Annotated in this window: 12 protein-coding genes and 1 pseudogene; 7 read left to right on the top strand and 6 right to left on the bottom strand. The window is 65.7% G+C overall.

Going from position 1 to position 14319, the window contains the following annotated elements; translation table 11 throughout:
• The first annotated feature begins 41 nt into the window (after positions 1 to 41).
• Positions 42 to 1652: an ATP-binding cassette domain-containing protein gene (locus AC1DYM_RS12570; RefSeq protein ID WP_477338754.1), complete on the top strand. Its 1611-nt coding sequence runs from the start codon at positions 42 to 44 to the stop codon at positions 1650 to 1652.
• Here the strand turns inward: AC1DYM_RS12570 and AC1DYM_RS12565 are convergent.
• A complete protein-coding gene (locus AC1DYM_RS12565; RefSeq protein ID WP_477338752.1) occupies positions 1649 to 2068 on the bottom strand; it encodes a hypothetical protein in 420 nt (139 codons plus the stop codon). The genes AC1DYM_RS12570 and AC1DYM_RS12565 overlap by 4 nt on opposite strands.
• A 143-nt stretch (positions 2069 to 2211) precedes the next feature.
• Here AC1DYM_RS12565 and AC1DYM_RS12560 point away from each other — a divergent pair, with 143 nt between their 5' ends.
• Positions 2212 to 3144, top strand: coding sequence for a DMT family transporter (locus AC1DYM_RS12560; protein ID WP_477338750.1), 933 nt, complete (start codon positions 2212 to 2214; stop codon positions 3142 to 3144).
• 3 nt (positions 3145 to 3147) lie between these two features.
• Here the strand turns inward: AC1DYM_RS12560 and AC1DYM_RS12555 are convergent, their stop codons facing one another.
• From AC1DYM_RS12555 to AC1DYM_RS12545, 3 genes are all read right to left on the bottom strand, one after another.
• Complete coding sequence (locus AC1DYM_RS12555; RefSeq protein ID WP_477338748.1) at positions 3148 to 3837, bottom strand: DUF1345 domain-containing protein; 690 nt, start codon at positions 3835 to 3837, stop codon at positions 3148 to 3150.
• A gap of 65 nt (positions 3838 to 3902) precedes the next feature.
• On the bottom strand, positions 3903 to 6122 hold the full coding sequence (locus AC1DYM_RS12550; protein ID WP_477338746.1) for a transferrin receptor-like dimerization domain-containing protein: 2220 nt from the start codon (positions 6120 to 6122) through the stop codon (positions 3903 to 3905).
• Between the two features lie 5 nt (positions 6123 to 6127).
• Complete coding sequence (locus AC1DYM_RS12545; protein ID WP_477338744.1) at positions 6128 to 8545, bottom strand: TonB-dependent receptor plug domain-containing protein; 2418 nt, start codon at positions 8543 to 8545, stop codon at positions 6128 to 6130.
• A gap of 406 nt (positions 8546 to 8951) precedes the next feature.
• Here AC1DYM_RS12545 and AC1DYM_RS12540 point away from each other — a divergent pair, with 406 nt between their 5' ends.
• Positions 8952 to 9485, top strand: coding sequence for a DUF6630 family protein (locus AC1DYM_RS12540; protein ID WP_477338742.1), 534 nt, complete (start codon positions 8952 to 8954; stop codon positions 9483 to 9485).
• Positions 9486 to 9710: 225 nt separating this feature from the next.
• Here AC1DYM_RS12540 and AC1DYM_RS12535 read toward each other — a convergent pair.
• Positions 9711 to 9896: pseudogene (locus AC1DYM_RS12535) on the bottom strand (hypothetical protein); the annotation flags it as partial.
• Positions 9897 to 10103: 207 nt separating this feature from the next.
• On the bottom strand, positions 10104 to 11012 hold the full coding sequence (locus tag AC1DYM_RS12530) for a LysR family transcriptional regulator (protein ID WP_477338740.1): 909 nt from the start codon (positions 11010 to 11012) through the stop codon (positions 10104 to 10106).
• Between the two features lie 117 nt (positions 11013 to 11129).
• Here AC1DYM_RS12530 and AC1DYM_RS12525 point away from each other — a divergent pair, with 117 nt between their 5' ends.
• From AC1DYM_RS12525 to AC1DYM_RS12510, 4 genes are all read left to right on the top strand, one after another.
• Positions 11130 to 11765, top strand: a complete 636-nt coding sequence (locus tag AC1DYM_RS12525; RefSeq protein WP_477338738.1) for an NAD(P)-dependent oxidoreductase — start codon at positions 11130 to 11132, stop codon at positions 11763 to 11765.
• Between the two features lie 137 nt (positions 11766 to 11902).
• Positions 11903 to 12805, top strand: coding sequence for a 23S rRNA (adenine(2030)-N(6))-methyltransferase RlmJ (locus AC1DYM_RS12520; RefSeq protein ID WP_477338736.1), 903 nt, complete (start codon positions 11903 to 11905; stop codon positions 12803 to 12805).
• Between the two features lie 28 nt (positions 12806 to 12833).
• A complete protein-coding gene (locus AC1DYM_RS12515; RefSeq protein ID WP_477338734.1) occupies positions 12834 to 13340 on the top strand; it encodes a Slp family lipoprotein in 507 nt (168 codons plus the stop codon).
• Between the two features lie 34 nt (positions 13341 to 13374).
• Positions 13375 to 14283: a cation diffusion facilitator family transporter gene (locus AC1DYM_RS12510; protein ID WP_477338732.1), complete on the top strand. Its 909-nt coding sequence runs from the start codon at positions 13375 to 13377 to the stop codon at positions 14281 to 14283.
• Positions 14284 to 14319: the final 36 nt, after the last annotated feature.

Here is a 14319-nt window from a genome sequence, read left to right as displayed (position 1 = left end):
CCTGTCCGCAGGGGGAGTTCTTTGCATTCCTGGAATACCGCATGACGAATCCACACCTCACCCTGCAGGGGGTTTCCTGCCAACTGCCCGATGGGCGCCTGCTCTTCTCCGGCCTCGACGCCTCCTTCGATTTCCGTCGCACCGGCCTCGTCGGTCGTAACGGTGTCGGCAAGAGCGTGCTCGCCCGGATGCTCGCCGGACAATGGCCGCCCTCGTGGGGGCGACTGCAAACGCACGGCACGACGTACTACCTCGCACAGGAGCCGCGTCGCGATGCGGGAACGACGGTCGCCACGGTGACGGGGGTTAGGACCATGCTCGACGCGCTCGTACGTATCGAATCCGGAAGCGTAGACCCCGCCGACTACGACCTCGTCGGCTCACGCTGGACGCTTCGCCAGGATCTCGAGCAGGCCCTGCACGAACAAGGCCTCGACCATCTCGACGCCTCCACCCCGTTGGCCCGACTGAGCGGTGGCGAAGCCGCACGCGTCGCCTTTGCCGGCGCCCTGCTCAGCGACGCCGATTTCCTCATCCTGGATGAGCCGAGCAATCACCTGGACCGCAACGCACGCCGCTCGTTGATCGACCAACTACAGGCCTGGCCGAAGGGCGTGATCGTGGTGAGCCACGATCGTGAGCTGTTGCGACATATGGAACGGATCGTCGAGCTCTCGCCCTTTGGGCTGCGTGCTTACGGTGGCAATTACGATCTGTATGCGACACAGAGCGAACAGGAGCGCGCCGACGCGGAACGCGAACTCACTCAGCGCAAGGCGGAGCGCCGACGCGAGGAACGTGCCCTGCGCGACCAGCGAGAGCGCGCCGAACGCCGAGAATTACGCGGCAACCGCGGCGCGCGCGATGCCAACCAGGCGCCGATCCTGTTGGGACGGCAGAAGGACCGCAGCGAGGTGACGACCGGACGCCTGCACGAACGGCAGGAACACCAGCGTACCGTCTTGGACGAGCGCGTGCGCCTGGCAGCGCGGCGCGTCGACGACCGGCAAGCGCCGGTGATGCGCATCGATAACGCGGCGCATAGCTCGTTTCGCATCGCAAGCCTGGACGGCGTGCGGCTGGCCCACCTGCCAGGCGCGACAGCGACGGTCAATCTGTCGATCACCGCGGGCCAACGCATCGGGCTCGTCGGCGGCAATGGCTCCGGCAAGTCCACGCTGCTGCGTACGCTGGCGGGCAAGCTCGCGCCGCTGGAGGGACACCGTCACGCCTGGGCGCCCGTGGCGTACCTCGACCAGCAGCTGACCGACCTCGACCCGACACGATCGGCGCTGGACCTCATGCGCGGCGTAAACACCGGGCGGGGCGAGAGCGAGCTGCGCACCCGCCTCGCCCAGATAGGCATCGATGCCCACGCAGCGGCCCTGCCGTCAGGCCAGCTCAGCGGAGGTCAGCGTCTCGCCATGGGATTGGCCATGGCGATCCACGCCGACCCACCGGCAAGACTGCTTCTGCTCGATGAACCAGGCAACCATCTGGACCTCGACACGCTGCAGGCGCTTGAGAATATGCTCAACGAACTCGAGGCAGCCCTGGTCGTCGTGTCGCACGACGAGGTGTTCCTCGAGCGCATCGGCCTTACCGAGCGTCTCGAAGCGACGGCAACAGGATGGAAGCGAACGCCCTGCTAGCCACCACCGTCAGGAACGCCGACGACATCGCGAACGCTGTACACGTCGATCGCGTACGGCGTCTGGGCGTCGCCCGTCGTGCGGAAGCGGCCCGACACCGTCGCGTTCGCGTGCGCGCCGTTGGATGCGACGGCCCGCTTGAACGACGAAACGTCGCGCTTGCGACTGCTGCTGTCGTCGATGGTGAGACTCACGCTGCCCTTGCACTCCGCGTCGGAAAGCGTGGTGACCTTGCCGGCCGACGACGCGATGCCCCGTACGGTCACCGTGGTGCCGATATACCGGGAGGCGGTCCCGATGACGGTGCACAGGGTGTCCGGCGGCGTCTCGTCCACGCTGCGCGCTGCTGCCGGACCCGCGGCGAGGGCCATGACCAGGGCGAACGTCGTCGCCCGACAGATCGATTTCGTATACATAGGTGTTCCCCCTTGTTACCCGGCCCCAGGACGGGCCGTGCCGAATGGACGGCTAAACGGAGCACACCGCGTTTGCGGCGTCGCGTCAATAAGAAATTTGGGCAGTAAACTCGGCATCCTTGCCGTTTTCGTCGGAGTGACCCTTGGAAGAACGCGCCCGCCTGGGCTTGGGAATCGCCTTCGGCGTGGCTGCCGGCGCCCTGTGGGGCCTGGTCTTCCTGGCGCCCGAACTGGCCCGGGATTTCACCGCCCTGCAGTTGGCTGCCGGCCGTTATCTGGTCTATGGCCTGATCTCGGCCGGTCTTCTCGTGCCCCGCTGGCGACCGCTGCGGGCCTGGCTGGAGACGAGCCACTGGCGGGCACTGGTCGGCCTGAGCCTGCTGGGCAACATCGTCTACTACGTGTTGCTTGCCAGCGCGGTGCAGTGGGGAGGCGTCGCCATGACCTCGCTGGTGATCGGTTTCCTGCCCGTCGCGGTCACCCTGATCGGGACCCGTGTGGCCGCTGCCGTCCCCCTGCGCCGGCTCGCTCCCTCGCTGTGGCTGAGCGCCCTTGCGATCGGCTGCATCGCCTGGCAGGCCACGGGTGGAACGGCGGTACAGAACCAGCCCCATCGCCTGGCCGGATTGATATGCGCTATCGGCGCCCTTGCCTCCTGGACAAGCTACGCCGTGATCAACGCGCGCTGGCTTACCCGCCTGGACCATGTCTCGGCGCATGACTGGAACCTGCTGACCGGCGTCGTTACCGGGGCGCTGGCGTCGCTCCTCGTCCCCGCGGCCATGCTGGTCGATGCGAGCACGCACGACGGCGCGGCGTGGCTGCGCTTCGCCGCCATCAGCACCGGCATCGCCGTGTTCGCCTCGATCCTGGGCAACGGCCTGTGGAACCGGATGAGTCGCCTGCTGCCGCTCACCCTGGTCGGACAGATGATCCTGTTCGAGACCCTGTTCGCCCTGCTCTACGGCTTTCTCTGGGAACGGCGACTACCGACCCCGGTCGAAATCCTCGCCGTCGTCGCATTGGTCACCAGCGTGCTTCTGTGCGTTCGCGTGCATCGACCGCACACGGCCTGACGCTCAGGCCTTGCCCGCGGCGATGTTCACGCTGATGGCGATGATGAACACGTTGAAGAAGAACGCGATCGCACTGTGCATCAGGCCGATGCGGCGAAGGTAGCGCGTGGTGATCTGCACATCGGAGACCTGGAAGGTCATGCCAATCGTGAACGAGAAGTACGCGAAGTCCCAATAGTCCGGATCTTCGTCACCCGGGAAATCCAGGCCTTTGTGCTTCTCGCCGATGTCCCCGTAGTAGCCGTGCGCATAGTGCAGGGCGAACAAGGTGTTCATGAACATCCACGACAGGATGATTGTCGTCGCCGCCACGGCGATGGCAAACGCCCCGCCCTTCGCGCCGGAATTGAGCTCGGTGGTCACCGCGATCAGCACGATGGCCGAGAGCGCGACGCCGCTGAGCAAGGTGGTCCAGCGGCCTGAATCCTGCATCTTCGCCTGCCGCCGCATGGTCGCCTGGTTGGCCTTGAGGAAGATACGCAGGATCATCGACAGGTACGCCAGCGCACCGATGTCGAAGCCGAGCAGAAGGGCCACGCTGCGTTGCAGGCCGGTGAACTCCAGCCCCGCCGCGGCGACCACGGCGATCACGGCAGCGATCAGAAGCCGTGGCCGGGAGCGCGCATAGCGAATCGGTCCCCAGCCTTTCTTCCGGCGGCGGGCGGCCGCCGGTTCCTGGGATGCTTCGCTCATGCCACCACTCCACCGATTGAGGTGGCGCGACTATAGCCGAGCGAATGTGATCGTAAGTTCGTGCGTCAGGACCCATGTGTAGCGAGGGTGGCAGTGGCCTGTTTCAGCAGAGCCGACGCCCGGCGCGTCGCCTCGGCGGTAAGACGCACTTCGTCCCGCGCCTGTCCCCAGGCGTGCGCGTCGATCGCGTCGCCGATGCCCGGCAGGGGCGCGGTGTCTTCGCCTTCCCTGCGGCCGGGTGCCTGCAGCAGATGCCGGTACCAGGGGCGTTGCGGCAGGCCCGAGGCTTGCAGAAAGGCCGGGCCAATACCGCGCAACGACCGGTTCACTGCGGCGGCCTGCTTTGTCGTTAGCTTGCCCGCGGACGACGCCGCCTGATCGTATGCCTGGGCGGCCGTCAGCAGCTCGCGCTGCGCGTCGTGAAGCGGACCGAGGTCGATGTCCTCCCAGGCATCGTCGCGTCGCGCCGACGGCTGCTCGTGACGATAGGCCACGGCAGCCAGTCGATACGCATCGTGCTCGAGCAGGGCGTTGTGGCGTAGCGCATCGCGATGATCGGTCGCGGTGCCTGTCGACAGCCGATCGATGTCCTTGCCGAGCGAGAGCGCAAACGCGGTATAGCGCCAGGGAAGGACATCCGCATTGGCCACCCGCAGCACCAACCGCGCATTCGTCCGCGCAAGCAGGTTCACATACGCCAGGCCCGGATCACCGAAGCGCTGGTAGTGCGTGTAGGTGTCATAGAGCGAGTGGTACACCGGCACGTTCTCGTCGTCGCCGTCACGATCGTAGCCGTAGCGCACATGCAACGACGGCACACCGAGGCGGTTAGCGAATGCCAGATAGTCTGAGCCCGTGCCCAGCCGCTGCGGGACGAGAGGACCCTCGATATCCTTGCCCTTCGCCGCGGCATCCACGGCGCGCTTGGCAACGCGACGTGCCTGCACCGTGGCACCCGTCTCGGGATCGCGCAGTTCGCCGGCGACGCCATCGACCAGACTCGCCAGCGACGGATCGCCAGCGGCCGCCAGGAAGCCACGTCCCGTGGTGTCGTTGTTGAGATAGAACACCGCCTTGTGCGCCAGCTCGGCCGCATGGCGATCAGTCCATGCTTTCGAACCGAGGATGCCGAGTTCCTCGCCGTCCCAACTGGCGAAGACGAGCGTCCGGCGCGGTCGATGGCCCGCCCTCGCCTCCTCGCCGATCGCGCGGGCCTCGGCGAGCAAGGCGGTGGTACCCGCCAGCGGATCCCACGCGCCAAACACCCAGGCGTCGTGATGCACGCCGCGGATCACCCATTCATCGGGGTATTCGCTGCCGCGCAGGGTGCCCACCACGTTGTAGAGCGTGCGCCACTCCCAGGGCGAGCGCACCTCGAGATGCACCGGCACATCGCCGCCGATGTGATACGTCAGGGGCAATCCGCCCTGCCACCGATCAGGCACCGCGCGGCCACCGAGGGCTCGCAGGAAATGCTCGGCATCGCCGTACCCGATCGTCACGACGGGCAGATGCAGATCGTCGGTATGCCGGTTTGCCTGGAACGCCTTCGCACTTTTGGCATCGAGCACGCTATCGATGCCGAGCGTTCCCCGCTGCAAGGTATGCGGCGTACGCCACGCGCCCCCAGGGTAGACGTCGCCCTTGGCGAAGCCATCCGCCTCCGGGTCCGAATAGATCACGACACCGACGGCACCATGCTGCTGCGCGAGGCGAGGCTTCACCCAGCGACCGGCGCCGGTGGATTTCACCAGTACGACCTTGCCCTGCACGGACTCGCCAGCCTGCGCGAGCTCGTCATAGTCCTTTGCCAGGCCTTCGTTGACGTAGATCAACGGCGCATCCACTGCGCCGTCCGCTCCATACGCTTCCATGCCGGGCAACACGCCGTCCCGCTGCGCCGTGTCGCTGTCGCCCGCCACCGGCGGCTCGGTAAAGTCGGCGGCGTAGCCCTCCGGCCCCGTCAGTGCCAGCTTCTGCACCGTCGGGTAGGCGACGAGCACGCGTGTCTGCTCGATCGCGACCTGCCAGCCCCAACTGCGCAGGCTGGCGGCGATGAATTCGGCGTTCTCCTTATCGTGCGGTGAGCCGACCTGGTTGGGTGCCGAGGTGAGCTGCTTGAGCCAGCCGTCCAGGTCAGCGGTGGCGATCGAGGCGTCCGCCCGTTGTTCCAGCTCGCGCTGCGCGGGCACGTCCGTCGCGGCAAAGCCGACCGGCGGCACAGCGGTCTGCGCCGGGACGGCGGCGACGACGGTAAGCAGCAACGCGGGTAGCAGCATTCTCATCGTCATCACTTCCACCGATAGGTCACGCTGGCATAGTAGTAGCGTCCGTTCCAGCTGAGCGGCGAAAACAGGCTGTACTTGAAGTTGCCGTTGGTCGAGTTGGCGTATTTGACCTGCTCCGGCCGCGCGTTGAACGCGTTATCCGCGCCCGCGCTGAACGTCCAGTTGTCCAGGGTGTAGTCGGCCGACAGGTCCAGCGTCCAGCGATGGGCGAAGTTCTGGTCGAGCGCGGCGCCGCTGTTGCTGTACACGGTGTAGTTGCCGTAACGCTGCACGTTGGCATGACCACCCCAACGTCCATGCAAGTAATCGAAGCCGACATCGAGCTTGGTCCGCGGATTGGTATCGCCGAGCAGGCCGAGCCGCTCACGACGCTCCAAGCGCTGCACGGCGACGCCGAGATCGTCGAGGATCTCGGGGTTCGGCTTCACCTTCGTCACTTCATTCTCGTTGTACGACCAGCCGACCGTCGTGTTCAGGCGATCGCCGTTGGAGAAATCGAAGGCGTACTGGCTGACGAAGTCCAGGCCGCGCGTGCGTGTGTCGACGGCATTGGTGAAGTAACGGATCGACTGATAGTTCGCGTCGACGCCATTGGCGACGAGGTACGCGTTGACCGCCGGTGTATTGACCGGGATGTTCGACGACAGGTTGATGCGGTTGGTGATCTTGATCCAGTACGCATCGACGCTCACGTTCCAGCCGGTGAGTGGCTCGAGCACCAGGCCCAGCGTGGCGCTTTGCGACTTCTCCGGCTTGAGTTTCTCGGCGCCGAGCAGGCTTGCCGCCTTCGCATCGACGGGGAAGGTTCCCGACTGCACCAGCACCTGCCCCTGACCGAGGTCCTGCAGCTGCTGGGAGATATCGGCGTAGTGCTGTTGCACCAGCGTCGGCGCACGGAAGCCGGTACCGATGCTCCCGCGCAAGGCCACGCGCGGCGTGAAGTCGAAGCGACCGGACAGCGAGCCCGAGGTCGTACCGCCGAAGTCGCTGTACTGCTCGTGCCGCCCTGCCAGCGACACCGCGAAACGATCGGTGAGGTTGGTTTCGAGATCGATGTATTCGGACACATCGTGACGCTGCCAGTTGCCTTGTAGGTCGCCGGTGATGCCGCCGTTCGGACCGTACTGCGAGACGGCATCGCCCGGGGTCACCTTGTAGGCCTGGCGGAGATATTCCACACCGAACGACACGCTTACCGGATTGGCCAGCCACGACGGCGAGAATTCCTTGCTGATGTCGACGTTGCCGACCTGCTGGTTGGTCTTGTAGTCGGCGCCCTGGATGAAGAACGGCGTGTAACCGAAGGTCTTGTACCAGTCGGCGTTGATCGAATGACTGCGCTGGTCGTATTCGTTGGAGCCGTGGCTGGCCGATACGTCGTAGTGCCAGCCGTCGCCGAGTTCGCCACGCAGGCCGGCGGTCAGCGTCGTGTCGTCGACGATGGGAATGCTGACCGGCAGATAGCCCTGCGGGTAGATAGCGATCACATTGGTGGAATCGCCCCGGTGCCGGTAGAGACTCGCCGTCTCATCGCGATCGCGCCGATAAAGTGCTTCGAAATAGACCTCGGCCGCCTTGCTGAATTCGTACTGGCCGACCAGGGAGACCTTGTTCGACTGCACGCCGGGATCGCCGAGCCGATAGACCTTCTGGTTGTATGTCGTGCCCCTGGCGGCAGGCGTCTGGTCGGGTCCGGCGCGATTGGTGTCATCGTTGTTCTGCGTATCGATCGCGACGTGGATCGAGCCCTTGTCGCCTAGCTTGAAACCCGTATCCGCGCTGAGCTGCCGTTGCAGGCCATCACCGGCATCGTAACCACCGAACTTCGCCGTGACCTGACCGCCCTCGCCGCCTTTCTTCAGGATCACGTTGACCACGCCGCCAATCGCATCCGAACCGTAGCGCGCCGATTGCCCGTCACGCAGCACCTCGATGCGCTCGATCGCCGAGATTGGAATGGCGTTGAGGTCCACCGGGTTGGAGCCGCGACCGATCGCGCCACCCAGGTTGAGGAAGGCACCGCTGTGCTGGCGTTTGCCGTCGATCAGCACCAGCACCTGGTCCGGGCTGAGGCCGCGCAGCGTTACCGGGCGCGCCACCTCCGCGCCGCTGATCGTCGTCGGCTGCGGAAAACTCAACGAAGGCACCAGTCGCGCCAGGGCCGCGGTCAGCTGGGTGGCACCGCTCTGCTGCAACTGCTGCGGCGTGATCACGTCGATCGGCTGCAACGAGCTGGAAACCGTGCGTTCCGTGCTGCGGGTGCCAGTGACGATGACGGTATCGAGCTGGCTGGCCTTGGCGGATTCGGGCTTGGCGGCCGGGTTGGCTTCCTGCGCCATGACGGGTGCTGCCGAGGCGGCCAGGACCAGCGAAACGGCGATGAACAAGGGTGTACGGCGACGCGGGACGAGAACGAACATGGACGTGGATTCCCCTGGGGACGATATGGAACGCCGACGCCTCCGGGCGCCGGGTGTGGAAAGACGACGGCGGCCCGGCGACGCAGGCACGCGACGCCGATCGGGCATGACCGGAAGAACGAGGGAGGGAGAGGGACCGCGGCGTCGCCGCGGTGTCTACGTCAGGGCGTCAGGCGCCGGACGCAGGGCAACTCAAGCCAGTCGACAACAACAACACGCGCCGTCCACCGAACAACGCGGCATGGCCGCGAACGTCATCGGGGAGGTCTCTGTGCTGTGGTTGAATGCGTTCACTGGTGAGTGGATCGCCTGGAGAAGGGCTTGGAGGGCTATTTGTTGCACCGCGTCGCAAGTTTGTCAACGTCATTAGTGCGATCATTCCTCGCAGACCCACAGGCCCATCCCCATGAATTCCTACGACGACGATTCCTACGAAGAGCGCGACTACGACGATGACGACAGCGAGGACACTGTCGAAAAGTACGTCTGGCAGCTCCTGCTGATGATCAATCCTGGCGACGAGGAAGCCGCCAAGAAGCAGTTCAGTGACTACCGCAACGAGGTGGAAGACCAGGGTGACGACGATCCGATTCGCCTCGTCGGCCAGGTCACCGACTGGCGCTCGAGTTTCGAAGTCGACGAGGACGACACGCGCGCGCTGGTCGAGGCGCTCCAGGAGCTGATCTCGCGTTTCCAGGACGTCAGCATGGATTGGGACGGCGATCCGGACGACGACGAGTTCCACGAGGACATCGACGCGGCGGAAATCTTCAACCGCGCCTACAACCAGCTCAAGCCTTACGGCTACACCTTGTGGTCGCGCGAGGCGGACGACGAAGTCGCCGCCGGCTGGATTACGTCATCCAGCGACGATGAGTCGATGCTGGTGGTCGCCACCGCCCTGCACATCAACCTGCGTCGTGGCGACCAGCTGAGCTGACCGACTGGCGAGCGCGGCTAGACGGTCAGCACTGTCTTGCCGCGCTTCGCCCGCGAGTCCGCTTCGAGTCGCCACCGCGGGCCGTGGCGATCACACGCGCGCCGACGCCTTTGGCAATCTGGATGGCGAAGGTGCCGACCGCACCGGCGCCGCCATGAATCAGGACCGTCTCGCCTGCTTTCAACGCCGCGAAATCGAACAGCGCCTGCCATGCCGTGAGCGCGCCTATCGGCAGGGTCGCAGCCTCGACGGCGGATACGGCATCGGGCAGGCCGGTGATTTCGCCAGGCTGGACGCTCGCCTGCTCCCCGCCGCGCCGTTACGCCAGAAGTCGATGAGACCGACGACGCGGTCGCCGACCGAAAAGCCACTGGTCGCCGCACCGGCATGGGCGACACGGCCGGCAAACTCGTGTCCGACGTCTCGCCGACGCGGATGGACAGGTCGCCGCCGGCCGCGTCAGCGATCCATGCAGCCTTCATGGCGCGACTCGCTGGCCGGTACCGCTCGCATCAGGACGCATGGTGGTCACCTCGCAGGTTCGTGGCCCGAGGGTTTCACGGTCGCGCCCCGCGGGCTTGCACAGGCGTGTCGGGAGTTCGCGATTTTCGGCAGGCTTTACCGCGAGGTCGAGACGTCCTGCAGGCGTTCGCGCAGGAGATCGATGAAGGCCCGCACCTTGACCGAGGGCTGGCGTCCCGGATAGACCGCGTGGACACCTCCTTCGGGTAAACGAAAATCCGCCAGCAGCGGCAGCAGACGACCTGCCGCGAGATCGTCGGCCACGACATAGTCGGGGAGCACGGAGATGCCCATGCCGGCGACGACGAAACCGTGCGCGGCAAGCGTCGTATTGGCGCTGGCCGCGCTGCGCATCTGGACCAGGTGCTCGATGCCGTCGGCATCGGTGAAGGTCCAGCGTGTGGGCGAGGCGAGAATGGTCAGGGCGATCCATTGGTGTCCAGCCAGATCGGCGGGTGTCGCCGGCGTACCGTGTTTAGCGAGATAGCCCGGCGACGCCACCAGGCATTGGCGAAAGCTCGCCAGCTTCGCCGCACGCAGGCTGGAATCCCGCAACCAGCCCAGCCGGATCGACAGGTCGAAGCGCTCCGCGATGAGATCGACGATGGCGTCGCCGACCACGAGCTCCACGCTCACCTGCGGATAGCGCTCGGCGAAAGCCGCCAGCGCCGGCGCGACGATGGCGGGGCCGTGATCGCCCGCCGCGGCAACGCGCAGCACGCCCATCGGCGTATCCCGGCACTCGCCGAGTCGGGCGATGGCGGCTTCGGCGTCGGCCAGCACGCGCGCGCAATCCTCGTGGAAGCGCTCGCCAGCATCCGTGAGCGACATCTTCCGCGTACTGCGGACAAGGAGGGTGACGCCCAGTTCGCCCTCCAGCTTGGCGAGGTGCTGGCTCACCATGGCCTTGGTGGTGCCCAGCTGCTGGGCGGCGGCGGTGAACGAGCCCGCGCGGACCAGGGCGACGAAGACGGCGAGGCGGTTGAGATTGATGTCGGCGGCCATGCTGGCAACTCGATAGTAAAGGCAGACTTTACGATGAATCGCGCCAGTGGACGTATTTCCGGAACGATCCGAGGCGCATGCTTGGCCTCATCCTTCCCCTAGACAGGTTTCCTGCCCATGAAAATCGTCCTGTTCGGCGCCACCGGTAACCTCGGCAACGTCATCCTCGACGAAGCCCTCAACCGCGGCCACCAGGTCACCGCCGTGGTCCGCGACCCGTCGAAGCTCGCTACGACGCACGCCGGCCTGACCGTGGTCCAGGGCGATGTCGCCCAGCCCGCGTCCTATGCCGGCACGCTGCCCGGCAACGATGCCGCCATCGCCAGCCTGAACGACCACGCCGATCCGGCCAATGTGCCGCGCCAGGCCACACTGCTGCTGGAAACCCTGTCGCAGGCCGGCGTCCACCGCTTCGCCTGGGTCGGTGGCGCCGGCAGCCTGGAAACCGCGCCCGGTGTCCGCGTCATCGACGACCCGGGTTTCCCGGACGCCTGGAAAGCCTCCGCCAAGGCGCAGATCGAGGCGCTCGCGGTGTTCCGCGCCAGCAAGGCCCCGATCGACTGGACCTACATCAGCCCCGCCGCCGAGATCGCCCCAGGCGAGCGCAAGGGCAGCTTCCGCGTCGGTGGCGAGCAGTTGCTGGTGAATGCCGAGGGACACAGCCGGATTTCGACGGCGGATTTCGCCATCGGCGTGCTGGACCGGATCGAAAAAGGCGATGCCGCGAAGAAGCGAATCACCCTCGCTTACTGAGGTCACCCGCGCCCACTGAGGTAGGAGCCGATTTATCGGCGATCCCGCGGCAGCGGGCCAGGATTCCTCCAGCACCCATCGCCGATAAATCGGCTCCTACGAGGGCCGGCCGGGCCCCGGCCCGCTATACTGGCGGGATGAATTACCGCCACGCGTACCATGCCGGCAACTTTGCCGATGTCCTCAAGCACATGGTGCTCGTGGCCTTGCTCGACTCGCTCAAGCAGAAGGCCTCGCCCTTCTGCTACATCGATACCCATGCCGGCAGCGGTCGTTACGACTTGCGCGGCAACGAAGCCCGTAAGACCGGCGAAGCCGACGAAGGCTTCAACATCCTCAAGACCGCCAGCGGCCTGCCGCCGCTGCTGTGGAAATGGCTGGAAATCGTGCGTGCCTGCAATCCGGGCGACGATTCGCTGCGCTATTACCCGGGCTCGCCGTGGTTCGCCGCGCACCTCATGCGCGAGAACGACAGCGCGCAAATGGTCGACACGCGCAATGACGAATCGGGCGCGCTGCGCCAGCTTTTCCATCACGACAAGCGCATCCACGTGCATGAGCGCGACGGCTACGAGGCCCTGAAAGCCTTCGTCCCGCCGAAGGAGAAGCGCGGCCTCGTGCTCATCGATCCGCCGTTCGAAGCGCAGGAAGCCGAGTTCCGCATTATCGAGAAGACGCTCAAAGCAGCCCTGGAGAAGTGGCCGACCGGCATGTATGCCGTGTGGTACCCGATCAAGCTGCGCAGCCACGTGCAGCCCTTCCATCGCTGGCTGACCAAGTGCGGCGCCAGGCGCGTGCTCGTCGCCGAGCTGCTGCTGCGTCCGGACAACTCGCCACTCACCCTCAACGGCACCGGCATCGCCATCGTGAATGCACCGTGGAAGCTGGATGAAACGATCCGCGACTCGTTGCGCATGTTGCCAAAGCTGCTGGGTAAGCCGGGCGAATCCGAATACCGCCTGACCTGGCTGGTCGAGGAAGGGAAGGATGAAGAACCTCCCCACGCTCCGCACTCACCCCGTTCAGTCCGTCGGCGCTAAAGTTCAGCTACCTGCCAGGAGCTGACCCATGCGCCCGACCGTCGTCCGTCTAGCTGTCCCTGCCGCCCTGCTCATGCTGGCCCTCGCCGGCTGCGCTCCCGCGCCGATCTATAAAGCCACGGCGAACAACGTCGCCGTACCGCCCTCGCAGGTCGCCCGCGAGCCGGAGCGTTACGGTACGTCGGATGTCATCTGGGGCGGTCGCATCGTGAAGGTGAGTAACTTCGCCGATCACAGCGAAATCGAAATCCTCGCCTACCCGCTCGACGGTTCGCAGCGTCCGCAGTCCAATGACACCGGCAACGGCCGGTTCATCGCCGCGATGCCCGGGTATGTCGAGAGCCTCGACTATCCCGCCGGTGGTCTCGTCACGGTAGCCGGTCGGATCAACGGCACGCGCGCCAGCAACGTCGGCCAGGCCTCGTATACCTTCCCGCTGGTGACCGTGAACCAGTCCCACGTTTGGACGGCCAAGGAAATGTCCGGCGGCCATCCGAACGTGAGCTTTGGCCTGGGTGTGGGCGTCATACGGTAAGATCTTTCGATCGATCACCGGGACAGGGAACCACATGTCGGGACACGCCGATTCGAAGCGCGCCATCTTTCTCGCGCTCGGAGCCAATTTCGCCATCTTCATCGCCAAGCTCGTCGCCGCCCTGTTCACCGGGTCCGGCGCCATGCTGGCGGAAGCCGTTCATTCAGCGGCCGACTGCGGTAACCAGGGGCTGCTTCTTCTTGGCATGAAACAGGCCAAACGGCCGCCCTCCCCGGACTACCCGTTGGGCTGGGGTCGCGCGCTGTACTTCTGGTCCTTCCTCGTCGCCATCCTGCTGTTCAGCGTCGGCGGCATGTTCTCGCTGTACGAGGGCGTGCATAAGCTGACGAATCCCGAGCCGCTCAAGTGGCCCTGGCTCGCCGTCGGCGTGCTCGCCTTCTCCATCGTCACCGAAGGCATTTCCATGCACGGCTGCATGCAGGAAGTGAACAAGGCGCGCGAAGGACGGGGTCTCTGGCAGTGGTTCCGGGAAACCCGCGCCAGTGAGCTGCTGGTGATCTTCGGCGAAGACCTGGCGGCCCTGATCGGCCTGTGCCTGGCCATGCTGGCCGTCGTTGCGACGATTCTCACGGGTAACCTGATCTACGACGCGATCGGCACGATCGCCATCGGCGCCCTGCTCATCATCGTCGCCGTCGCCGTGGCGCGCGAGGTGAAGGCGCTACTCATTGGCCAGGGGGTGGAGCCCAAACGCCGGGCCGAGATGATCGCCTTCCTCACCGCTCGCCCGGAAATCGAGTCCGTCTACAACCTGCTGACCCTGCAGATGGGCACCGACGTGATGGTCGCGACCAAGGCCAAGATGGCCCCCGCACCCACCGCCAGGGCCATGATCGAGGCGATCAACATCGTCGAGGCCGACTTCAAGGCCGAATTCAAGGACGTGCGCTGGAGCTTCTTCGAGCCGGACATCGCCGACTGAGCCCACACAACCCGTTCGCCCACGGGTAGTACAATC

This window comes from Luteibacter sp. P1_D3, assembly GCF_056406135.1.
The sequence above is the reverse complement of the archived record's forward strand: the minus strand, read 5'-3'. Positions and strand labels throughout refer to the sequence as shown.